The following is a 22494-nucleotide window of genomic DNA, read 5'->3' as shown; positions in this document are numbered from 1 at the left end:
GGAGATGGTCTTTGCACTCAAGCATAACAGAGTGCGGTCAGCCCCAACCATTGAACGGCACCTTTTAGGATCGGCGGCATCAGCCCCCCTTTTAAGACGCATGCGACATGCACTGGCGCGCCATTACCCGGCTATTTGGCCTCCTCTTGCTGCTCTATAGCCTGAGCTTTCTCCCCTCGCTGGGGGTGGCACTGCTGTATGAGGATGGCCAGTCTCAGGTTTTCCTCGACGCCTTCATGACCACTGCTGCCCTGGGGCTGTCGTTGTGGCTGACAAACCGGCACTGTCAAAACGAGCTCTCCATCCGCGATGGTTTCCTAGCAGTTGCCCTGTTTTGGGTCATCCTAGGGGTCGTCGGTGCTTTGCCCTTCGTCCTAGGGCTGCATCTGGCCCTAACAGATGCCATCTTCGAGTCGATCTCAGGGTTCACGACTACGGGTGCAACCATCATCACTGAGCTTGATCGTCTGCCGCCTTCGATCCTCTATCACCGGCAACAGACCCAATGGCTTGGGGGGATAGGGGTCATCGTGCTCGCCGTCGCTGTCCTGCCGCTCCTGGGTGTGGGTGGGATGCAGCTCTATCGTGCCGAGACCTCAGGGGTGGCCAAACACGAAAAACCCACCCCGCGTATCCGCGAGACAGCGCGTGCCCTGTGGTCGCTCTATGTCGGGTTGACGGCAGCATGCACCCTCTGTTTCTGGCTCGCCGGAATGAGCGCCTTCGATGCCATCGGCCATGCCTTCTCCACCATCTCGACGGGCGGATTTTCTACCCATGATGCAAGCATCGGCTATTACGACAGCCCCCTGATCGAAGCGGTCGCCATCGTTTTTATGCTTGCCGGCGGTATCAATTTCACCGTCCATTTCGCCGCCTTCCATCATCTAGACATCCGCTATTACGCCCGCGACCCGGAGACGCGCGATTTTGTCTTAATCTTTTTGGGCGGTGCCTTGTTCATTGCAGCGAGCCTATATTGGGCCAACACCTATGCGGATGCCTGGTCCGCCCTGCGCCACGGCAGCTTTCAGGTCGCCTCTATCCTCACTAGCACAGGGTTTGGCACGGCGACCTTTGGCACCTGGCCGCTGCATATCCCGCTGGCCTTGGTCATCCTGTCGTTTGTCGGCGGTTGTGGGGGCTCGACCGCCGGAGGCATCAAGGTCTTACGGGTCATGCTGTTGATCAAGCTGGGCATCCGCCAGCTCTTTCAATTCAACCACCCCCATGCCGTCTTGGGGGTCAAGATCGGCCCGCGTGCGGTCAGCGAGGATGTCTTGTTGTCGGTCTGGGGATTCTACGTGCTCTATGTGGCGATCTGTTTGCTCCTGACCCTGGCGATGATGGCCGCGGGCCTGGATCTCGAGTCGGCCTTCGGCGCGGCCTTTACCACCGTCAATCTATGCGGGCCTGGGCTGGGTGAGGTCGCTGTCAACTTTGCGACGGTCGATGATGTCGTCAAATGGCTGGGGATCTTCGGGATGCTCGCGGGCCGTCTCGAGGTCTTTACCCTCATGATCCTGTTTACGCCATCATTTTGGCGGCACTGAACTCTCGCTGTCTTCCTTGCTTGTAGTTGGCCGAATCTGGTTTGCTGGCGATAAGCCCCTGCGCTGGGGCTGGGCCCAAAGCCTTAGGCAAATGCCCGAGCTTGTGCCTTGAGCTGATTGACGATGGCATAGACCCCGACATGTCGGCTGGGGCTGAGATGCTCTTCCAGCCTCAATCCCTGAAACAGCGCATCGACATCCAATGCCTGGATCTCGGCGGGTGTTTTGTCCGAGAACAGATCGACCAGAAGCGCTACCACGCCCTTGATGATGGCCGTATCGCAATCGCCCCAGTAGGTCAGGCGCCCAGCATGTTCGGGATGGGGAACGGCAGCGACATAGACTCGGCTCATGCATTCGACGACGCGGTTGGCCTCGGTCTTGAGCGCCTCCGGCATAGGCAGCAGGCGCTCGCCGAGCTCTACCAGATATTGATAGCGCGCCTCCCAGTCGTCCAGGAGTGCAAAGTCGTCGATGATGGCGGCGATCTGCTGATCCATGCCCTAGACCCGGAAGGATTCCCCGCAACCGCACTGGTCCTTGGCGTTGGGGTTGCGGAACTCGAAGCCCTGACTGAGCAGATTGCTGCGCACGAAATCGACCTCCAGGCCGTTGAGATATTCAAGCTGTGCAGCATCGACCACGACCTTGACCCCATGGCTCTCGAAGACCCGATCGCTGGGCGCCAGGTTATCGGCATAATCGACGGTATAGCTGAGGCCGCTGCATCCGCTTTTTTGCGTGCCGATGCGCAGACCAAGCCCATAGCCGCGTTTTTGCAACATGGCTGCGACATGTCGAGCCGCAGCCTCAGTCAATGTGATCGACATCTTGACCCTCCTCGACCAGGATTTTCGATACAGGATGCCCCCAGGAATGGACCGATCGATGTTACTTTGGTCACACCGGCGCAGGTCGCACTCCAGTCCATTGAGCCACTGGTTGCTGATGTTGGCCGAGGTGACGCATCGATCAGCTCATCCTAATATGGTTGCGGATCGCTGGGCCTTCAAGCAGGGGGTTTGACTGGCCTTGTCAATGGCGATGCTCGGCTACTCGCAGATTGGAGGCGGCATCCATCTCGAGCAAGCCGCGCATGAGCTGCGCGCGTTCGGCGGTCTGCAGGGTCTCGATCAGGGCCTGCTTGTCCTCGGGGCTTAAGGGAAGGTGGGCGCATAAGAGATTGACCAGGTCCTGATCGCTGAGCCGCTCGACATCATCCCAGGGGACATCGATCCCATTCTGGCGGCAATAGCCCTTGAGCGAGCGCAGAAAGCCGGAGCGGTCGGCGATCGGCGTCGGATCATCTTGGTAATCGAGGGCAAAGGGCGACCAATCGACCCGGGCGCGCCGATAGCCGTTGCGCAGTTCCAGTTCGTGGAGGACGGCGAACCGGCACAGACCGGTCAGGATCAAGACGATCCGCCCGTCCGGGGTTTCGCTATAGGAGGTGATCCGGCCCGCGCAGCCGATCCGGTGGATCTCCGGCACCTCATCCAAGGCCGTCTCGCTGGTCGGCTGGATCATGCCGATCAGATGGTTCGAGGCTAGGGCATCGGCCACCATCCTGAGATAACGTGGTTCGAAGATATTGAGCGGGAGCTGCACCCCGGGCATCAGGATGGCGCCGGTGAGCGGAAAGAGCGGGATGGCCGCCGGCAGATCGGGAAAGGCTGGGAAGAATGGGCTGCGGTTCATAGGGAGACTCCTGGGTCAACAGGGACCGGCCGGTGACGTCATACATGGGCCATATACCTGCCCCTGCCACAACAGGGGACCTTGTCGCCGGTCTTGCTTTTATCCGCGCATCCTGGGGCCAAGCGGTCCGCTTGACAAGGACCTTTCAGTCGTTCCCTGCTGTTTTGGGGGCGCCGGCGCCAGATAGCCGGCGCCGAGCACCAGGAGACCGACGCCCATCAAGGACAGGGCCCGCCACAGGCCGCTCAGCTCGGCGAGATCGACGATCAATAGCTTGAGCCCGACGAGGCACAGCAACATCAGTCCGCCGAACCAGACCGCGCGCTGCCGCCGGCGCGAGGCGATTACCAGGATAACGAGCGCAAAGGCCGTCCAGACGATCGATACCAGGGTTTGCAGGAGATCGGTCTGCCATAGGGCAGGCGCGCGATAGGGTACGCCGATCCAGTGGTGCACCGTGCGCGCCAGGGCAGCTGTCAGCCAGACCCATAGGGTCAGAGGGAAGAGGACCGGATAGCCGGCTGCCTGCCAGGGCCGGCCAAGTGCCCGCCAATGCCGATAGAGGGTATAGAGCAAAACGAGCGCGGCAAGCTCCAAGGGATTCAACAGCGGTAGATAGGGCAGGGCCCAGCCCCCGCTGAGCGCCAGCGGCCAGGACAACAGCCAGACCCAGGCGAGCAACACCGGTAGGGTCAGGCCATGGCCGAGATAGAGCGTGCGATGCTCGGCAAAGGGCCAGCGCGGTCGCTGACCGAGCACGAGCCACAGCGGCGCCGCCAACAAGAGGGAACGCAGGGCCTCGGGTAGCGCAGCGCCGGGTGCAACCCACCGGGCGAGCTGCCAATGCAGCTCCCAGGCCGGTATCCAGGCCAGCGACCAGAACGCCAGCACCTGATATAGGTCCAATCTGCCGGCGAGCCCCGAGCGTTCCTGTCGCCAGAGGGTCTCGTAAAGGACATAGATGGCGACCGGCAGCGCCAGCCATACGCCGTCTGCTAGAGGATGGCCGAGGCGCCATTGGGCGAGTAGGGTAACGCTCAGGATGATGGGCAGGAGCAGCAGCGTGGTCAGCCGCAGCTCGACGACCTGGATCTGTCTCCCAGCCCATTCACCGAGCCAGCAGGTGGCGGCGGTCAAGAGCAGCATGCCTGCCGGACGCCACTCGGGATGCAGGAGATGGCCGAGCTCTCGATACCAGATGCCGAACCACCAGGCCAGCGTCCAGATCAAGACGACCACCTGGCCTCGAGACCAGTCCCGCAGCGCATAGAGGCTGAGGGCGCCGGCGGCTGCCAGCAGTAGGCCAGAATGAAACAAGGGATTGAGCAAAGCTGCCCCATCTGCCCCCTTGAACCACAGATCCACTAGCAGCAGACCAGAGAGCCCTTGTAGCAGCCCACCGGCGATCAGCGGCAGGCGGCGCTGCGCGCCTCGGCCATACCAGACGAGGGCAGCGCCCTCGAGGGCCCAGAACACACCGGCGACATTGTTACTCCAGGCCAGAAAGGGGGCCAGCGATATAAAGGCGAGCCCCAGACCCGCCAGGGCTTGCACCAGGAGGTTCTCGCCGGTGCGCCGTGCCGCCTGCCAGAGCAGCCCATACCACATCCCGGCGATCAGACTGCTGAGGGCCAAGACATGCAGCGCGCCGGCATACAGGGCGGCCTGGGCGACCGCCGCTGCCGCCGGCGGGCCGAACAGTAGCGAGGCCGAACGCCAGCCCCATTGCACCCCTTCGCCACGGTAGGCCGCCAGTACTGGGGTGAGGCTGAACATTGCCAACACGATGGCGACGAAGAGTGCGGTCTGTAGCCGCAGCCCGGGATGATAGCTCAGGCCTGCCCAATGCAGTCCGGCAAGGACGGTGCAGACAAAACCGGCCAAGCTGAGCGCACGCCAGCCGCGCTGCAGACTGCTCCACAGGACAATGGTGTCGAGTAAGACGATATAGCCAAATAGGACTAGATGGGGCTGCTCGCCGCCGGCGAGTGCTGTGGCCAGAAAGGCGCCCGAGAGCCCCAGCAATGCCAGCGACTGGCCATCTTGGCGCAACGCCAGGGCGATACAGGCCACCCCCAGGGCGGCAAAGAGCCCAAAGGCGGCGGCTGGTTCGAGATAGCGATAGAACGCCAGGGCAAAATAGACAGCGAGATAGAGCAAAGCGAAACCACCGCCTTCGAGTGCGAAGCCTAGCCCACGGCGTGTGGCAGCCGTCGGATCGCCTTGGCGTTCGATCCAGGCAGGGCGCAAGGGCCTGCCCGCGGCAGGGGCAGCGCCGGCCCAGATGGAGATCAGCCCCGCCAGCGCGGTCGCGGCCAAACGTAAATAGGGAGGAAACAGTCCATGTTCGAAGGCGAGCCTAAGCCCGGAGGCCGCCCCAAAGAAGAGCAAGACGATGCCCAGCTTGGCGAGGAGGTTGCCGGCAAGCAGGCGAGCAAGCCAGTTCTCCAGCAAACCGGTCGCGAGGGGGGAATATGGTTCGGCGCCAGGCGGCTGATCACGCTCGGTCTGGACGCTTGCCCGGGTTGAGGTTTGCGGGCCGTCCAAATCCAGGGACAGGGGGGCATCGAGGAGGGGATCAGGGGCTGGCGGGAGGGGGGGTGGGGTCGCGGACGGCCAGGCAGGAGCAGGCGGCGCGGGCACATCGGGTGGCTTGGCTGCTCCAGCAACCGGGGATGATTGCATCCTCATCAGCGCACGTTCCAGGCGCCGTTCGAGCTTTGATAGCTGCACCTCGAGCCGATGGATGCTACCGAGCAGATAACCGATGAGCCCGCCCATCACGGCGCCCGTCAGGGTCCCCGAATAGGCCCCCAGCAATGCCCCTAGACCAGCGAACAGCAGCCACATGTTTGCAATGCCCCTAGATGGGTTTTCCGGTCTAAAGATGCCCAAGGCACACAGGCCATCTTCGGCATCACTTGGAGGGTGCTTGGCGACGCTGGATATGAATATATGGATCGCAGATGCCTACCCTAGAAATCGCTCGTCTAGGCCGCACTTTGCCAGACACAAGCTTAGACCAACCTAGACACTTGCATCATGTTGGATCGAAACGAGGCCGTTCGCTCATCGCTTGCTCAACGCTATGCCCAGGTACGCCGCTTTTCCGAAACACTCTGTAAGCCGCTTGCGATCGAGGACTATGGGCTACAGGTTGTCGTCGAGGCGAGCCCCCCCAAGTGGCACCTCGCCCATGTCTCCTGGTTCTTCGAGACCTTCCTTTTGCGCCCCTTTTTGTCGGGCTATCAGGTCTTTCACCCGCGATTTGAATATCTCTTCAACAGCTATTACGAACAGACCGGGACCGGATTTTGGCCGCGCCCCGAGCGCGGTCTGTTATCGCGCCCGACGGTCGCCGAGGTCTATGACTATCGGCGGCATGTCGATGGCGCGATGGAGCGCCTGATCGCCCAGTGTCCAGAGGCTGATTGGCCAGAGGTCGAGCGGCGGCTGTTGATCGGGATCAACCACGAGCAGCAGCATCAGGAGCTTCTGCTCACCGACATCAAGCGTCACTTCGCCCACAATCCCTTGCGCCCCCTCTATCGTACGGACCTGCCGGTTGCCGAGCCTGCAAGCCCGGCCCCCCTGCGTTGGCTTGAATACGAGGGCGGTCTGATCGAGGTCGGCGCCCAGGGTCCCGGGTTTTATTATGACAACGAGGGGCCCAGGCATCGGGTCTTCGTTGCGCCCTTCAGGATCGCGGATCGCTTGGTGACCAATGGCGAATATCTCGCGTTCATCCAGGACGGCGGTTATCAAAAGGTTGCGTTCTGGCTCGCCGACGGCTGGGCGCAGGTCAAGCGCGAGGGCTGGCGCGCACCCCTCTATTGGGAGGAACGCGACGGCGAGTGGTGGGTGATGACCCTAGGCGGGATGCGCCCGCTCGATCCTGCCGAGCCCATCTGTCATCTCAGCTTTTATGAGGCCGATGCATACGCCACCTGGGCCGGTAAGCGCCTGCCGACCGAGTTTGAATGGGAGCATGTCGCCGCCAGCCAGCCCCTTGCCGGCCATTTCGTCGAGGACGGCTGGCTGCACCCGCGCGCAGCGCCGCCGGGCGATGGGATCAAACAGCTCTTCGGCGATGTCTGGGAATGGACCGGCTCGGCCTATCGGCCCTATCCCGGCTATCGGTCGGCGCCGGGTGCGCTCGGCGAATATAACGGCAAGTTCATGTGTTACCAGATGGTCCTGCGCGGTGGCTCCTGCGCCACGGCGCGCGACCATATCCGTCCCACCTATCGCAATTTCTTCTATCCCCATGAGCGCTGGCAGTTCATGGGCCTGCGCCTGGCGGAGGACTGCGCATGAGACTGGATACACGCACACCTGACACCCTCACTCTGGGCACGGGCGTCCCCCTGGAGCGGCTGTCGAGCGAGTACGGGACAGAGGGGCGGGTCCGTTTTATTGATCTCCAACCCCGCCCCGACGACCTCCGCGCCGAGGTCTTGCAAGGCCTTGGTCAAAGCCCCAAGCGCCTGGCGCCCAAATGGTTCTATGATCAGACCGGTTCGCGTCTATTCGATGCCATCACCCAGTTGCCCGAGTATTACCCGACCCGCACCGAGATCGGGATCCTCAGGCGCGATGGCGAGGCGATCGCCGAGCATCTGGGACGGGGCAAGGTGTTGATCGAGCTCGGCAGCGGTAGCAGCCTCAAGATCCAGATCTTGCTTGCGGCACTGCGCCCGCGCCTCTATGTCCCGATCGACATCTCCAGGGACCATCTCATCGCCTCGGCCCAGGCGCTGGCCAGGCGCTTCCCCGGGCTCGAGATCCAGGCGGTTTGCGCCGACTATTCCAAACCCTTGGCGCTTCCCTTGGAGACCGACTGGGGCGAGCGCGCGGCCTTTTTCCCTGGATCGAGCATCGGCAACTTCGACCCGCCAGAAGTGCGCGCCTTTTTGCAGCGGGTCGCCAGACTGCTCGGCCCGGGCGGGGCGCTTTTGATCGGGGTAGATCTCATCAAGGACCGCACGATCCTAGAGCCAGCATACGACGATGCCCAGGGGGTAACCGCGGCCTTCAACCTCAACCTCCTGGCGCGGCTCAACCGCGAGCTGGGGGCAGATTTCGACCTCGAGCGCTTCCGCCATCACGCCTTGTTCAACGCCGAGGCAAGCCGCATCGAGATGCATCTCGTCAGCACCTGTACCCAACAGGTGCAGGTTACAGGCGAGGTCTTTGATTTTACCGAAGGCGAAGGCATCCATACCGAAAGCTCGTATAAATACAGCATCCAGGGCTTCCAGCGGCTTGCCCGCTCCGCCGGATTCGTCTGCGAGCGGGTCTGGACCGACGAACAGGGCTGGTTCAGCGTCCATTGCCTGCGGGTAGAAGAGGCGTAGGGCACCCAGTAGGCGTGGGTGGGCACCCAGTGCCCATCCGTTGGACTGCTAGCGAGGGCCAGGGCCTCTTGTGTTACCATCGGCGGTATCTTGAAACTCGCTGAGTAGCCCAGCATGCCATTGATCCAACCCTTCGCCGGACTGCGCCCGGCACCTGGCTATGCCGCCGAGGTGGCCGCCCCCCCTTATGACGTGGTGAGCATTGAGGAGGCGCGGCGTCTGGTTAAGGGTCGCCCGTGGAGCTTTCTTCATATCTCACGTGCCGAGGTCGATCTGCCCCCGGACATCGACCCCTATGACCCCAGTGTCTATCAACAGGCGCGGATCCATCTCGACCGGATGCGCGCGGCCAAGGTCCTGATCCAGGACCTCGAGCCCCGCTATTACGTCTATCGGTTGACCTTGGACCAGCATAGCCAAACGGGCTTAGTGGTCGCGGCCTCGGTCGCCGCCTATCGCTCGGGCCGAATCAAGCGCCACGAGCTCACCCGCCCGGTGAAAGAGGACGACCGGGTGCGCCAGATCCAGGCGCTCGGTGCCCAGACCGGCCCGGTGTTTTTGTTTCATCGCGCCCAACCCGCACTCGATCAGCGGATCGCCGGTTTGACTACTGCTCAGCCCGAGGTCGATTTCACCGCATCCGATGGGGTCAGGCATCAGCTCTGGTCGGTGAGCGAGCCAAAGATCCTCGCCGAGCTTACCCAGATGTTCGAGGGGTTCGACAGCCTCTATATTGCCGATGGCCATCATCGCGCTGCCGCCGGCGCGCGCGTGGCCGAGCTGGGTGCGGCCTCTGGCGAGGGCCAGTCCTCCGAGTCCGGTTTCCTCGCTGTGGTCTTCCCCCACGATCAATTGCGCATCCTGGACTACAACCGCCTGGTGCGCGATCTCAACGGCCTGGATGCCGAGGGGTTCATCGCCCAGGTCGATGCGCGTTTTGTCGTTGAGCCCAGCATGCAGCCGGTCGCGCCCGAACGAAGCGGCGTCTTCGGCATGTATCTTCAAGGACGCTGGTATCGCCTGACCCCGCGCTTTGCGCCTCCGGCCGATGACCCGGTCGCCGCCTTGGATGTAAGCCTCATACAAGATCATCTCCTGGGGCCGATCCTAGGGATCACCGACCCGCGCAAAGACGAGCGCATCGATTTCGTCGGCGGGGTGCGCGGCCTTTCTGGTCTCACCGTGCCGGTCGATGCCGGCGAGATGGCCGTCGCCTTCGCCCTGCATCCGCCTTCGATCGAGTCGCTCATGGCGATCGCCGACCGCGGGCAGATCATGCCCCCCAAGTCCACCTGGTTCGAGCCCAAGCTCGCCGACGGTCTGGTCAGCTTGGTCTTATAAACGGGTGTGCGGCGCGCCTTGCGTCCGGTTGGCAACAGGATCGCAGTGAAACAGCCTGCACCCCACCCATGGTCAAGCCCGTCTATAACCTCCCTGAACCCGAGGCCGACGATGCCGAGGCGATCGGCCATTGGCTCGAGACCCTCAAGGGCCGCTACCCCGAGGACGAACGCCTCTTACTGAGTCGCGCTTGCGACTGGCTGGCGCGCTGTCAAGGCGGATGCAGGCTCCAGACCGGTGAGTCGGCAGTGCGCCACCGCCTGGCGACCGCTGACATCCTGGTGCGCCTCAATATGGATGCCGAAACCCTCGGCGCAGCGCTGCTGAAAGGCTGTCTGGAGCAAGGGGGCGTTGAGCTTGAGGGCTTAAAACGCGAGTTCGGGCATCCCATCGTGCGGATGGTCGAGGATCTGGCACGGATCGAGAAGTTGACCAACCCGCGCTCGAGCGCGGGTTTAGAGGTCCAGGCAACCTTAGCCGACAAGGATCGCGCCCAGCACGAGGAGAACCTGCGCCGTCTGCTCCTGGGTCTCTCCGAGGACGTGCGGGTGATTTTGATCGTGCTCGCCGAACGCCTGCACCTGATGCGCGCGATCAAGGATCTGGAGCCCGAGCGGCGCGCCCAGATCGCCCGCGAGACTCGGCGCCTCTATGCCCCGCTCGCCAACCGGCTCGGGATCTGGCAGATCAAGTGGGAGCTCGAGGACCTGGCCTTGCGTTATCTAGAACATGAGGCCTATCGCCGGATCGTCGGACTTTTGTCCGAGCGGCGCGAGGAACGCGAGCGTTATATCCAATCGGTGATCGCCCTCTTGCGCAACAAGTTTGCTGAGATCGGCATCCGCGTTGAGATCACCGGTCGGCCTAAGCACATCTATAGCATCTGGAAAAAGATGCAGCGCAAGGGTGTCGATATCGATCGCATCTTCGACCTGCGCGCGGTGCGCGTCCTGGTGGAGACCATCGCCGATTGCTATGCCGCGCTCGGGGTGGTGCATGGGCTCTGGCCTCATATCCTAGAGGAGTTCGACGACTACATCATGACCCCCAAGGGTAACCTCTATCAGTCGCTGCACACAGCGGTCATCGGACCAGAGGGCAAGGTGCTCGAGGTCCAGATCCGCACCCACGAGATGCACCGCCATGCCGAATACGGGGTTGCCGCCCATTGGGCCTATAAAGAATCGCGCGGGACGGATGCCGAGTTTCAGAAGCGCCTCCTGTGGATGCGCCGCTGGTTCGAGGGCCACGAAGAAGAGGTGCTGAACGAAGGGCGGGAACCCGCACCCTCCGGGTTGGAGCCCAGCTATATCTATGTCCTCACCCCCCAATACAAGGTCATTGAGCTGCCACGGGGTGCGACTCCATTGGATTTTGCCTACGCCATCCATTCTGAGATCGGGCATCGCTGCCGCGGGGCTAAGGTCAATGACCGCTTGATCCCGCTCAACCAGCCGTTGAAAAGTGGCGATCGGGTGGAGATCCTGACTCAAAAGCACCCTGCGCCCAGCCGCGATTGGCTCAACCCGCAGCTCGGTTATCTCGTCACTGCACGCGCGCGCAACCGCGTGCGCCAATGGTTTAGACAACAGGATTTCGAGCAGCATCTCCACGAGGGGCGGGTGCTTCTGGAGCGCGAACTCGCCCGGTTGCATCTCGCCGATAAACCCAGGCTCGATGAGCTTGCAGCGCGCCTGAACTTCAAACGCAGCGATGACTTATTAGCGGCGATCGGGCGGGGAGACCTCCAGGTCGGCCAGGTGGTGCGTCAGCTCCAGGGCGATGCCCCGCCGCCGCGCAGCGAGCCCGAAATCACCCTCCCCGAGGCCCGTGCCCGCCTCGCCGTCCCGCCCTCCAGCGGCAGCGGGGTGGTGATCGAAGGGCTCGCTGACCTCATGACCCATCTTGCGCAATGCTGTAAGCCGGTGCCGCCCGAGCCGATCATCGGTTTTGTCACCCGCGGACGAGGGGTCAGCATCCATCGGCGCGATTGTCACAATATCCATCATCTGCAAGGGGCAGAGCGGGCGCGTCTGATCGAGGCGCGCTGGGTAGAGCAGAAGGCAGGTGCCAGCTATTCGGTCGATCTCTTGGTCCTTGCCGCCGACCGCAAGGGGCTCGTGCGCGACCTAACCGGCGTCTTGACCGATGCCGATGTCCCCTTGCGGGGAATTGAATCCCACTCCGAGCGCAGCACGGATACCGTCTCGGTGCGCCTGACCCTTGAGGTGCGCGATCGCACCCATCTGGATCAGCTCATAGCCAAGCTCGGGCAGGTACGCGGGGTCGGGCTGGTACGGCGTTTTTAGGCAGGTGAGGGTACGCAACGCGTAACCTACGCGAGTTACAGACTCGGCGAGGACAATGCCCATCAGTCTCCATCACCTCATCGCCCAGTTTGCGATCGAGCCTGTAGGCACCTCGATCGCTCCCTGGGGTAGGGGGTTGATCAATGATACCTATGTCTTTGCCGCAGGCGAGCGGCGCTATGTCCTCCAGCGGCTCAATGATCGGGTCTTTCCTGACCCGAGCCGGATCATGGCTAATCTCGCGCGCCTGGGCGCCCACCCCATCCCCCCTGAATCGGTCGGACTGCGTCTGCCGCCCCTGATCTATGCGCGGGATGGCCTGCCCTATGTGCGCGATGCCCAAGGGTCTATCTGGCGGCTCTTGGAGTTCATCCCCGACACCCAGACCCTCGAGCGTCTTGATTCACCTCAGCAGGCTCGCTCGGTCGGGCGGCTGTTGGGACGCTTTCATCGCTGGGCCTCTGAATTGCCGCTTGATCACTTTGAGATAGTGCTCCCTGGATTCCATGATACCCCTGGGTATCTGGCGCGCCTGCAAGCAGCGGCAGATAGGTTAGGCGAACCGCGCCCACCCGAGATCGCCGAGGTGCTCGCTTTCGTCGCCGCCCGTATCCAGCGCGCTCACCTGCTCACCGAGGCCAGACGATCGGGCCGGATCAGGCCGCACCTGACCCACGGCGACCCCAAGCTCGACAATCTCCTGTTCTCTGTGCACAGCGAAGAGGCCATCGCCCTGATCGACCTCGACACCCTCCAGCCTGGCCTCATCCATCATGACCTCGGCGATTGCCTGCGCTCATGCTGTAACCGCCGAGGCGAGGCGACCGCCGAGACTCTTGCCGTACGTTTCGACATCGAGCTAGCGGAGGCGATCTTGCACGGTTATGCAGAAGAGATGCGGGGGCAGTTTGGCGCCGACGAGATCGCGCTCATCGGGGATGGTATCTGGACCCTACCGTTTGAGCTCGGGGTGCGTTTTCTCACCGATCATCTCGAGGGCGATCGCTATTTCAAGGTCGAACACCGCGGGCAAAATCTCGAACGCGCCCGTGTTCAGTTCGCCCTGGCCGCCGACATCGAGCGCCAAGAAGATGCGCTCTGCCGGGCGATTCGGCAGGCATTTGGATAAAGCAAGTCATGGCTGATGGGGGCAGTCTCGATCCGCTGGTAATCGAGCGTTAAGTAACTGAGAGGTTATCCGCAGCGCCCATAACCCCAGGGCGATCAGTGCGACAAAGACTGCAAACGACCAATTGGCCAGCGACAGCCCCAAAAACGCCCATTGCCTGTCCTCGCAGGCGCCGGTGGCGAGAAAGAGCAGGGGGAACTGTTCGCCGAGCCATTCGATCAGGCGCTCGATGGGGCCGAGCTGACCACTGCACGACAGACTGGCAGCGGGCTGCCACTGAAGCCAACTCTGATAAGCGGCGACCCCAGCGCCCAGCACAGCCAAGCCCAGGAAAGACAGGGCCGGCGGCCAATGCCATCGGCGGCCTGGACGCCAGAGGAGGGCGGTCAGGGCCGCAAGCAAGGCAAGCAAAAGATAGACCAGGCGCTGGAAGATACAAAGGTGACAGGGCTCGAGGTCCAATAATAGGGCCAGGACCAGGCTAAGGATCGCGATGCTGGCAGACGTATCAGCCAAGATGAACCAAAGCAGACGGGGGTTCAATGACATCTAGGCGTCTCCTCGATTGGAGAGCGGCGCACCTGCCAGCGGACGCGTCGGGTGATGGGTTCGGGCTGGAGGGTGGCATGTTGGATACTAAACTCGCGCCTCAGCAGCTCATGGGCCTGGGTCAGGGTCTCATCCCAATCGGCAAGGTCATGCACCACCAGATGGGCAGTCAACGCGGTCAAATCCGAACGCACCGACCAGATATGCAGGTCATGCACCGAGGCGACACCAGGCAAACGCGCGAGCGCCGCCCCGACCTGATCGAGGTCGAGGTGTAGCGGTACGCCCTCCATCAACCCGCGCATGGCCTCGCGCAGCAGACGCAGGCTCGAGATCAGGATCAAACCGCCGATCGCCAGGGACAAGAGGGGATCGATCGCGGTCCAGCCGGTCAAGAGGATGATGAATCCAGACCCCAGGGCCGCCGCTGAGCCCAAGAGGTCACCCAAGATATGAAGCAGGGCGGCGCGGGTGTTGAGGTTGTGATGCTCGCCCAAGAGCCGCCAAGCGATAAAGACATTGAGCACAAGCCCAAGCATCGCGACCAGGGAGACGGCAAGCCCGACGACCGGCAGCGGATGGCGCAGGCGCTCAATGGCCGAGAGGGTCAGCCAGGCCACCAAGACCAGGAGCGCGGTGCTATTGATCAGGGCGGCGATCAATTCGGCACGACCCAGGCCATAACTATAGCCTTTCGAGGCTCCGCGCTGCGCAAGCCAGGCCGCACCTGCGGCGATCCCCAGGGCTGCTGCGTCGTTGAGCATATGTCCGGCATCGGCGACAAGCGCCAATGAGCCGGCTAACCATCCGGCCAGCGCCTCAATGCCGGCAAAACAAAGGGTCAATAGGGTTGCCAGGATCAAGGCATTGCCTGAGACCTGGGTACCTGCGGGGGGATGTATCTGGGCATGCATGTCTGCCAATGGATCGCGGCTAGGGAGGAACCTGGATGCGACTTGTTGCGGCAGGGCGCCTTTTACTGGGGGTATCTACCTCGATCGAACCAACCCTCGACCACCTTTCGCTCTGGAATGCCGCCGGCATGGACTACCTGCCCATCGATCACCACCCCGGGGGTCGCCATAACCCCATAGCGCATGATCTCCTCAAGCGACTCGACCTTTGCGATCTGGATGGGCACGCCTTTGGCGCGCGCCACCTCTTCGACCAATTGATAGGTGAGCTGACAATTGCGGCAACCGCTGCCCAGGATTTTGATGTCTTTCATGGAAGGTTCCTTAAAGGATCAGGTTGAAGACATAGCCGACCAGCAGGATACCCAAGGCCACTACCCCGACGAAGGTCCAGATCAGCGGCCATTTGAGCACCTTGCGCAAGATCATAGAGCTCAGGGGCGGAGAGCGCGATCACGCTCATCATAAAGGCCAGGGTCGTGCCCAAGGCGGCCCCCTTGCCGATCAGCACCATCGATGATGGGGATGATCCCCGCGGCGTTGGTGTAAAGCGGGATGCCCAGCAACACCGCGACCGGCGCTACCCACCAGACCTCCTGACCCAGGATATCCGCCAGCCGGTCCTCGGGGACATAGCCGTGGATGAAGGCGCCCAGTCCAATCCCTGGGAAGATATAGGGCCAGACGCGCCCGAGGATCTCGCGCAGGTGCTTAAGCCCCATCCCCAGACGTTGCGGCCAGGTGAGGATAACCTGAGAGGGGGCCGCTGTCTCGCCAAGATGGATGGCACGCACCCAGTCTTCGAGATACCGTTCCATCCCGAGCCTGCCGATCACCAACCCCGCCCCGATCGCCACCCCTAGCCCCAGCCTCAGATAGAGCAGGGCGACCTGCCAGCCGAAAAGCCCCAACAGCAAGGCGAGCGCGATCTCATTGATCATGGGTGCGGCGATCAGGAACGAAAAGGTCACCCCCGCCGAGACGAAGCCGATGAATAAAGGCACCGCCGAGCAGGAGCAAAAGGGGGTGACGATCCCTAGGGTTGCTGCCATGACATTGCCGAGACTAAGACGCCGTCCCGACAATAGGGCGCGGGTGCGCTCGGGGGCAAAAAAGGTCTGGATCAGCCCCATGACGAAGACCACGCCGGTCAATAGCAAGAGCACCTTGGGGGTATCATAGAGTAAAGAAATGCACCGCCTCGCCCAAGCGGGTGGTGCGGCTGAGCCCCAAGAGGGCGATCCCGAGGTCGGCGATGGCGGTCAACTGGCGATAGAGCAGGACCCAAAGGATGGCCGCGACCGGCAGGTCGATGAGCCAAGGGAGGAGCCTGGGGACAGGCGGACTAGAGGGTTGGGGCATATCGTTCAATGGATTACCCACGGTTTAGAGGCTGTCTCAACAGATCAAAAAACACCTGGGCTTGATGGTCTCGGTGGAAAGTTGACGGGGATCTCTGAAAAACCCTATACCGGTGCACGCCGGTGTCCAGATCATGGATGGCTCCAGATTCCTCTGATCAGCAACTGCAAGACTGCGGATATCTGCATTGCACCTTTAGGTATTTCGCGGATCCCTTGGTCGGTTAAAAGGCAGGGGACGGCAGCTTGAGCCCCACCTGGAGGATACGGTCGCCGACAACGGCGCGCACAACCAACTCTATGCCATTGAGCTTGAGCCGGTCCAGTTCAGGCAGGATCTGGGCAGGCGCCAGCAGATAGAGCCCATCGCCGGCCTGCCACTCTTCGGGCGCGCAGCGCTCGAGCATTCGGCCTTGGCGCAAGACCGCAACCAGATGCACCGCACAGGGCAGATCGGGCCGCTGCGCATTCTGGGTCAGGATGGGCGCATCCTCCGTCAGTCGATAACCGACAAGCTCCAGGTCCAGCTGACCCGGCAGGTCGAGCTCGGTGCGTTGCAGGCGCGCGCTGCTCGGCGGGATGTCTAACTCCAGGCGCCGTGCCAGGGGGATCACAGTCAGCCCTGGATGAGGAGCGAGACCAGGACCACAAAGAAGACGATATTGAAGATCGCTTGGGCATGGGGCAGGCCGGCCAATTGGGGAAAGAGGGCCAGAATGATCGGCACCGCACCGTGCAGCCCGACGTGCAGCCCGACCCAGCCGATGAAGATCTGTTCGCGCCAGGGAAAGCGAAAAGGCAGTAGGCACAGACATACTGCCAGCGGGCGGGCGATCAGGATCAAGACCAGGGCGGTGAGCAGGGCGACATGCGCCACCGGCCAGAGCGCAGAGGGCGTGACCAACAGCCCAAGCATCAGGAACATCCCGATTTGGACCAGGCGCGCCAACCCGTCGTGGAAACGGGCGATCTTTAGGCGCCCATCCAGACGGCGGTTACCGAGCACTAGCCCTGCCAGATAGATGGCCAAAAAGCCGCTGCCGCCGAGCGCAGCCGTTGCGCCGAAGATGGAAAGCGCCCCCGCCATAACAGCGAGCGGATAGAGGCCGGCGGGCATGCGCAGGTGATTGACCAACCAGGCGAGCCCCCAGCCGCCTGCCAGACCCAAGGGCCCGCCGAGCCCCATCTATAGCGCAAATTCCTTGATCAGATGCACACCGCTCCCTTGCTGTATGCCCTGGAGCAGGCCGATCAAGGCGACAGTCAAAAAGATCGCCATGGGGTCGTTGCTGCCCGACTCGATCTCCAGGGTAGCACCCACCCGCTGTTTGAGTTCAAGGCCGTGCGCGCGCAAGAGCGAAAAGACTGCAGCGGCATCGGTCGAACTGACGATGGCACCGAGCAGCAGGGCCTCCCGCCAGCCCCAGCCGAGCCACAGGGCGATGAATCCACCCAAGACCGCAGCGGTGATCAAAACGTCGAGGGTGGCCAGGAGAATGGCCGGATAGAGACCGACCCGAAAGTCACGCTCATCCGTTGACAGCCCACCGTCGAACAGGATGATGGCAAGCGCCAGGGTGCCGAGCAGATGGATGAGCGCGATGTCATCGAAGCCGATGCCGCCGGGCCCTTCGGCGCCGAACAGCATCCCCATCACCAAAAAGACCAGGAGCAGGGTGCCCCCAGATGCGCGGTCCTGGCGCTTGCCAGGATGCTAACGAAGACAACCGCAGCGCCGATGAGGATGATGGGGCTGCTGGGGTCCATGCGCTGGCCGGTCCCGGGCTCAGCTGCAGGCAGTCCAGGGGACCAGCCGGTCTTGTTCGATCCGCAGGGCCTGCCCCATGAAGCCCCGACCCTCTGGCCCCAGGAGCTGGACATAGGCCCAGGCGACGGTCTCGGGTAATGGATGATGGCTGGGGTCTTCGCCTGGATAGAGGTTGGCGCGCAAGGCAGTGCGCAGGATTCCGGGGTCGAGGCTATTGACCCGGATGCGGCTTGAACCGCGCAACTCATCGGCCAAGACCTGCATCAGCCCTTCGGTCCCGAACTTGGCTGCAGCATAGGCACCCCAGTAGGCCAGGCCTTTGTGCCCGACGCGGTCCGAGGTCAGGACAATGGCGGCGTCCTCGGACAGACGCAGCAACGGCAAGCAGGCCTGGATCAGCGTAAAGGGGGCGGTGAGGTTGATCTTGAGCACCCGCTCCCATTCGGAGACATCGTAATCATCGATGCGGCTGAGATAAGGGGCGAAGGCCGCACACTGGGCCAGGCCATCAAGCCGCCCGAAGGCTTCGCCGATCCGGTCGGCGGCAGCGATGTATTCGGCCTCCCCCGCCTGCTCGAGATCCAGTGGCAGAATCGCCGGTTCTGGATACCCCCGCTCGATGATCTGGTCATAGACCGGTTCGAGGTCCTTTTCCTGGAAAGAGGACAGGATCACGCTCGCACCCTCAGCGGCACAGGCCAAGGTGACGGCGCGCCCCAGGCCTTCCAGGGCGCCGGTGACCAGGATGACGCGGTCTTGAAGGGACTGGGGAGAGAGACTGTTAAACATGAGAAACTCTCGCCGATGGTTAAGGGTTCGGGGATGTCTCGGCCAGCCAGTCGAGCACCTCGAGTGGGTGCCGGATCAAGCCATGCGCCCCCCAGCGGCGCGGATCCTCGTCTGGTCCGAGATAGCCGAACAGGGCAGCCAGCGTCCGCATCCCTGCGGCTAGACCCGCCTGGATATCGCGTTCGGTATCACCGACATACCAACTGTTCCCTGGCGCGACCCCAAGAAGATCGCAGGCATAGAGCAGCGGATCGGGATGTGGCTTGGGGCGCGGCGTCGTATCACCGCAGACCAAGCAATGGGTGCGTTCCAGAAAACCGAGTTTCTCCAACAGGGGTCTTGCCAGAGCGCTCGATTTGTTGGTCACGATCCCCCAGGGCAGGCCACGTGCCTCAAATATCTCCACTAGCTCGGGCATGCCGGGAAAGGGCGCGCTGTCCTCGACTAGCATGGTCTCATAGATCCGCAGATATTCCTGACGCAGGGGTTCAAAGACCGGGTCCTCGGGAGTCACGCCGAAGCCGATCTTGAGCATCCCCGGCGCCCCATGCGAGGCATAGGGGCGAATGCGCGCCAAGGAGAGGGGGCCATGACCATGCCATTGCCGCAAAAGGTTCAAGGCCGCTGCCATGTCGGGGGCGGTATCGGCAAAGGTCCCATCCAGGTCGAAGAGGATCAAGGGCCCAGAGTCCGTCGGATAGATCATCACGGGCGCACGCAGGTTGCTAGATAGTTCACGTCCAGCTGACCTGCCGCCAGCCGATAGGTGCGAGTCAGGGGGTTATAGACCAGGCCCGTCATAGCGGTGAGCAACAGACCGGCCTGTCGCGCCCAGGCCGCAAGCTCGGCGGGGCGGATGAAACGCGCATAGTCATGGGTCCCGCGCGGCAGCATCCCGAGGAGATACTCGGCCCCCAGGATCGCCAAGAGATAGGCCTTGAAGGTGCGATTGAGGGTCGAAAGGAATACTTTGCCGCCTGGTCGCACCAAGCGGGCACAGGCCGCGATCACCGAGGCCGGATCGGGGACGTGTTCGAGGAGTTCCATACAGGTGACCACATCGAAGGATGCCGGCTGCTCGGCGGCCAATGCCTCCACCGCGATGCGCCGGTATTCGACCTCGACGCCGCTTTCGAGGCGATGGAGTTCAGCGATGCGCAGGGGCATCTCGCCGAGGTCGATCCCCACGACCTGCGCCCCCCGCTGGGCCAGTCCCTCGGCGAGTATCCCGCCGCCGCAACCGACATCGAGCACCCGTTTGCCTGTCAGCCCCCCGGCGCCGCGTTGGATATAGTCCAGACGCAGCGGGTTGATGTCATGCAAGGTCTTGAACTCGCTATCTGGGTCCCACCAGCGCATGGCCAGGGCGTCGAATTTGCGCACCTCGGCGGGATCGACATTGGGGCTCGCTTCACTCATGTTTCCAGGGATCTCGATGACTGAGAGATGGCTATTGTAACCCCTCTGCGCCATGCTGAACGCACGGGACCAGGGGCGAATCCGCAGCCTCTAGTATGCGGGCGGTTCTGTCATTCATGTCTTTGTTTCCTTAGACCCTGGGCGTAAGGGATCTGTTAAAATCGATCGCTGCGCAGGTGTATGAGGCACCGCGCAATCCCCTTCACTCTGCGACATCACCCTGGAGGAACCATCATGGCTGCACTGTTTTCCGAGGAATGGATGAAACAATACAAGGATGCCTGGAACAATGAGCCCGAGGTCAGCGGTAAGCTCGCCGAGATCGGCTTCAACTCGGTCATCTGCTACGGCTTTAAGGATGAGGAACATCCGCGCGCAACCTTCGTCGTCGAGAATGGCCAGTGCGTACGCGCCGGCGCCTGGTCCGAGAGCGACCCAGCCCCCAATTGGGACATGCGCGCCGATCTCAAGGACTGGCTCAAGTGGGTTGCGGATGGGATCAGCATGATGGGCATGGGGACGGCATTTGCTACCGGTAAGCTCAAGTTCAAGGCCGGGGATTACAAAGCGATCCTCAAGGACCCGCGCATGGCCGGTCCTTTTATCAAGAACTTTAGCCTTATGCAGCAACTCGAAACCGACGAGCTCAAGTAGTACGGGTCTCATCCATCCCCTGCGGGACCTGCCGGACAACGGGTCCCGCTCTGTCGGAGACACAGAGCATCACGAGGGGGTTTATTTAATGGCAAGGGTATTGCTGGGTTTGCCAAAGAGATAGCCTTGGAAGAGGGAGATACCTAGGGCACGCAGGATCTCGAACTCCTCTGGGGTCTCGACCCCTTCGGCCAGGGATTGGACCCCCAGATCGTTGAGTAGGTCTTGCAACAGCTTGAGCATGTGGCGTTTGGTCTCAGGGGCGTGATCGATGCCCTGGATCAGGGCCATATCGAATTTCACGTAGTCGGGCGGAACCTCGGTCAGCTCCAGCAGGCGTGCCTGGCCAGCCCCGAAGTCATCATAGGCCAGACCTATATCCAACTGGTTGAGATGGTCGCGGATGCGGTGGATCGTCGGTCCCTTGGTGATCGCACCCTCGTGGATCTCGAGCACCAGGCGCGGGGTGGGAAAGCGCTGGCGCAGCTCGGTGAGGTTCGCCAGCAAACGATCCGTCTGCTCGACCTCGCGCGGATGGATGTTAAAGAAAAAACGCCCCGTCGGGTCGAGGCTAGCGGCAAGCTCAACCGCCCGCCGGCGCAGCAGGTCGCTGAACGGGACCTCGAGCTCCAGGCTTTCTGCGATCTGAAACAGCGGATAGGGGGCGCTCGGCAACCCAGGAAAGGCGCCGCGTCCGAGCAGCTCAAAGGCAAAGATGCGGCCATCGGCCTCAACGATCGGTTGGAAGGCGACCCCGACCGCACCGCTGATCAACATCTGCTGGAATTCGCGTGCGCCTTGCGGCAGCTTCTTAGGCAGGTTATCGATGCCGATCTGGGTACGATCGAGATCCGAGGCGGTCTGGATGGCGAGTGCCATCAGACGGAACTCCTGGTCGGCGAAATGGATGATGTCCCCTTCGTGCACCACGGCGGGTTCGGTCAGACGCTGGCGGTTGACATAGGTGCCATTGGTCGAGCCGAGGTCGCGCAGGATCAGACCGTCGTCGCCCGACTCGATAAACTCGGCATGATTGCGCGACACGCCCCCCATATCGAGGCGGAACGGAAATCCCTCCTGCCGACCCACGCGAAATGGGAAGTTATCGAGCCGGATGCGGCGCATGACCTTGGAATCGCCGATATATCCTTCAAGAAACCAGGCTTTGGTGGCCACGGCTACCTCCTAGAATCATTAGGGTTCAAGGTGCTACCTCCTAGAATCATTAGGGTTCAAGGTCGATCGAGGGCAAGCGGCATGACACACCGTATTGTCAAGAGCGAGGCGCAATGGCGCGCCGAATTATCTCCCCAACGGTATCGCATCTGTCGCGAGGGGGGCACCGAGCCGCCTTTCAGCGGACAGTACCATGATTTCAAGGGGCAAGGCATCTACCGCTGTGGCTGCTGCGGGGCACCCCTGTTTGCCTCAACGGCCAAGTTCGATTCCGGAACTGGCTGGCCCAGCTTTTGGGAACCCATTGCGCCTGAGGCGCTGGTGGGACGGGATGATTTCAGTTATGGGATGCATCGCCTTGAGGTGCAATGCAGCGCCTACGGCGCCCACCTGGGTCATGTCTTTCCCGATGGCCCCCAGCCCACGGGTTTAAGATATTGTATCAACTCTATTGCCCTGGAGTTTGAGTCGCGCTGA

At 62.2% G+C, this 22494-nt stretch carries 21 protein-coding genes and 1 pseudogene; 8 read left to right on the top strand and 14 right to left on the bottom strand.

The genetic code is table 11. The annotated features are described in order from the left end of the window. Positions 1-107: 107 nt before the first annotated feature. A complete protein-coding gene (locus GWK36_RS08560) occupies positions 108-1553 on the top strand; it encodes a TrkH family potassium uptake protein (protein ID WP_166270793.1) in 1446 nt (481 codons plus the stop codon). An 83-nt stretch (positions 1554-1636) separates the two neighbouring features. Here GWK36_RS08560 and GWK36_RS08555 read toward each other — a convergent pair whose 3' ends face one another. From GWK36_RS08555 to GWK36_RS08540, 4 genes are all read right to left on the bottom strand, one after another. Beyond that, positions 1637-2053 carry a SufE family protein gene (locus GWK36_RS08555; RefSeq protein WP_166270792.1) on the bottom strand — a complete coding sequence of 139 codons (417 nt, stop codon included), beginning with the start codon at positions 2051-2053 and terminating at the stop codon, positions 1637-1639. Positions 2054-2056: 3 nt separating this feature from the next. After that, positions 2057-2383 carry a HesB/IscA family protein gene (locus GWK36_RS08550; RefSeq protein WP_166270791.1) on the bottom strand — a complete coding sequence of 109 codons (327 nt, stop codon included), beginning with the start codon at positions 2381-2383 and terminating at the stop codon, positions 2057-2059. A 205-nt stretch (positions 2384-2588) separates the two neighbouring features. Further along, positions 2589-3251, bottom strand: a complete 663-nt coding sequence (locus tag GWK36_RS08545; RefSeq protein ID WP_166270790.1) for an LON peptidase substrate-binding domain-containing protein — start codon at positions 3249-3251, stop codon at positions 2589-2591. 99 nt (positions 3252-3350) lie between these two features. After that, positions 3351-6101 carry a DUF2339 domain-containing protein gene (locus tag GWK36_RS08540; RefSeq protein ID WP_166270789.1) on the bottom strand — a complete coding sequence of 917 codons (2751 nt, stop codon included), beginning with the start codon at positions 6099-6101 and terminating at the stop codon, positions 3351-3353. A 192-nt stretch (positions 6102-6293) separates the two neighbouring features. Between GWK36_RS08540 and egtB the strand changes: the two genes are divergently transcribed. From egtB to GWK36_RS08515, 5 genes are all read left to right on the top strand, one after another. Beyond that, the gene (gene egtB / locus GWK36_RS08535; protein WP_166270788.1) at positions 6294-7568 is read left to right on the top strand and encodes an ergothioneine biosynthesis protein EgtB; all 1275 of its coding nucleotides are present in this window, start codon (positions 6294-6296) and stop codon (positions 7566-7568) included. Further along, entirely contained in the window at positions 7565-8608 is a 1044-nt protein-coding gene (egtD, locus tag GWK36_RS08530; protein ID WP_166270787.1) for an L-histidine N(alpha)-methyltransferase, read from the top strand. The genes egtB and egtD overlap by 4 nt, the downstream gene beginning before the upstream one ends. A 114-nt stretch (positions 8609-8722) precedes the next feature. Beyond that, complete coding sequence (locus GWK36_RS08525) at positions 8723-9949, top strand: DUF1015 domain-containing protein (protein ID WP_166270786.1); 1227 nt, start codon at positions 8723-8725, stop codon at positions 9947-9949. A 68-nt stretch (positions 9950-10017) separates the two neighbouring features. Next, positions 10018-12258, top strand: coding sequence for a RelA/SpoT family protein (locus GWK36_RS08520; RefSeq protein ID WP_166270785.1), 2241 nt, complete (start codon positions 10018-10020; stop codon positions 12256-12258). Positions 12259-12313: 55 nt separating this feature from the next. Continuing rightward, a complete protein-coding gene (locus tag GWK36_RS08515; RefSeq protein WP_166270784.1) occupies positions 12314-13387 on the top strand; it encodes a phosphotransferase enzyme family protein in 1074 nt (357 codons plus the stop codon). 6 nt (positions 13388-13393) lie between these two features. Here GWK36_RS08515 and GWK36_RS08510 read toward each other — a convergent pair whose 3' ends face one another. From GWK36_RS08510 to ubiG, 9 genes and pseudogenes are all read right to left on the bottom strand, one after another. After that, entirely contained in the window at positions 13394-13936 is a 543-nt protein-coding gene (locus GWK36_RS08510; RefSeq protein WP_166270783.1) for a disulfide bond formation protein B, read from the bottom strand. Continuing rightward, positions 13927-14850 (bottom strand): cation diffusion facilitator family transporter, encoded by a 924-nt coding sequence (locus tag GWK36_RS08505; RefSeq protein ID WP_166270782.1) that lies wholly within the window; start codon positions 14848-14850, stop codon positions 13927-13929. The genes GWK36_RS08510 and GWK36_RS08505 overlap by 10 nt, the downstream gene beginning before the upstream one ends. Before the next feature lie 62 nt (positions 14851-14912). Further along, positions 14913-15164 carry a thioredoxin family protein gene (locus tag GWK36_RS08500; RefSeq protein WP_166270781.1) on the bottom strand — a complete coding sequence of 84 codons (252 nt, stop codon included), beginning with the start codon at positions 15162-15164 and terminating at the stop codon, positions 14913-14915. A gap of 120 nt (positions 15165-15284) precedes the next feature. Further along, entirely contained in the window at positions 15285-16016 is a 732-nt protein-coding gene (locus GWK36_RS08495; protein WP_343033113.1) for a permease, read from the bottom strand. 10 nt (positions 16017-16026) lie between these two features. Next, on the bottom strand, positions 16027-16233 hold the full coding sequence (locus GWK36_RS15870) for a hypothetical protein (protein ID WP_343033112.1): 207 nt from the start codon (positions 16231-16233) through the stop codon (positions 16027-16029). A 202-nt stretch (positions 16234-16435) separates the two neighbouring features. After that, a pseudogene (locus tag GWK36_RS08490) lies at positions 16436-17978 on the bottom strand (potassium/proton antiporter). Between the two features lie 19 nt (positions 17979-17997). Then, positions 17998-18768, bottom strand: a complete 771-nt coding sequence (locus GWK36_RS08485) for an SDR family NAD(P)-dependent oxidoreductase (protein WP_166270780.1) — start codon at positions 18766-18768, stop codon at positions 17998-18000. A 19-nt stretch (positions 18769-18787) separates the two neighbouring features. Then, positions 18788-19474, bottom strand: coding sequence for an HAD family hydrolase (locus tag GWK36_RS08480; protein ID WP_166270779.1), 687 nt, complete (start codon positions 19472-19474; stop codon positions 18788-18790). Then, the gene (gene ubiG / locus GWK36_RS08475) at positions 19474-20187 is read right to left on the bottom strand and encodes a bifunctional 2-polyprenyl-6-hydroxyphenol methylase/3-demethylubiquinol 3-O-methyltransferase UbiG (protein WP_166270778.1); all 714 of its coding nucleotides are present in this window, start codon (positions 20185-20187) and stop codon (positions 19474-19476) included. Before ubiG ends, GWK36_RS08480 begins: the two co-directional genes overlap by 1 nt. Before the next feature lie 234 nt (positions 20188-20421). On the opposite strand from ubiG, the gene GWK36_RS08470 reads away from it, so the two are divergent. Continuing rightward, complete coding sequence (locus tag GWK36_RS08470; protein ID WP_166270777.1) at positions 20422-20841, top strand: SCP2 sterol-binding domain-containing protein; 420 nt, start codon at positions 20422-20424, stop codon at positions 20839-20841. Positions 20842-20922: 81 nt separating this feature from the next. On the opposite strand, the gene GWK36_RS08465 is transcribed toward GWK36_RS08470, so the two are convergent. Beyond that, entirely contained in the window at positions 20923-22017 is a 1095-nt protein-coding gene (locus GWK36_RS08465; RefSeq protein WP_166270776.1) for an EAL domain-containing protein, read from the bottom strand. Between the two features lie 81 nt (positions 22018-22098). Between GWK36_RS08465 and msrB the strand changes: the two genes are divergently transcribed. Next, positions 22099-22494, top strand: coding sequence for a peptide-methionine (R)-S-oxide reductase MsrB (gene msrB, locus GWK36_RS08460; protein WP_166270775.1), 396 nt, complete (start codon positions 22099-22101; stop codon positions 22492-22494).

The sequence above is a fragment of the Caldichromatium japonicum genome, from assembly GCF_011290485.1.
Lineage (GTDB): Bacteria > Pseudomonadota > Gammaproteobacteria > Chromatiales > Chromatiaceae > Thermochromatium > Thermochromatium japonicum.
Note: the sequence above shows the minus strand (reverse complement) of the source record. Positions and strands in the feature narration are given on the sequence as shown.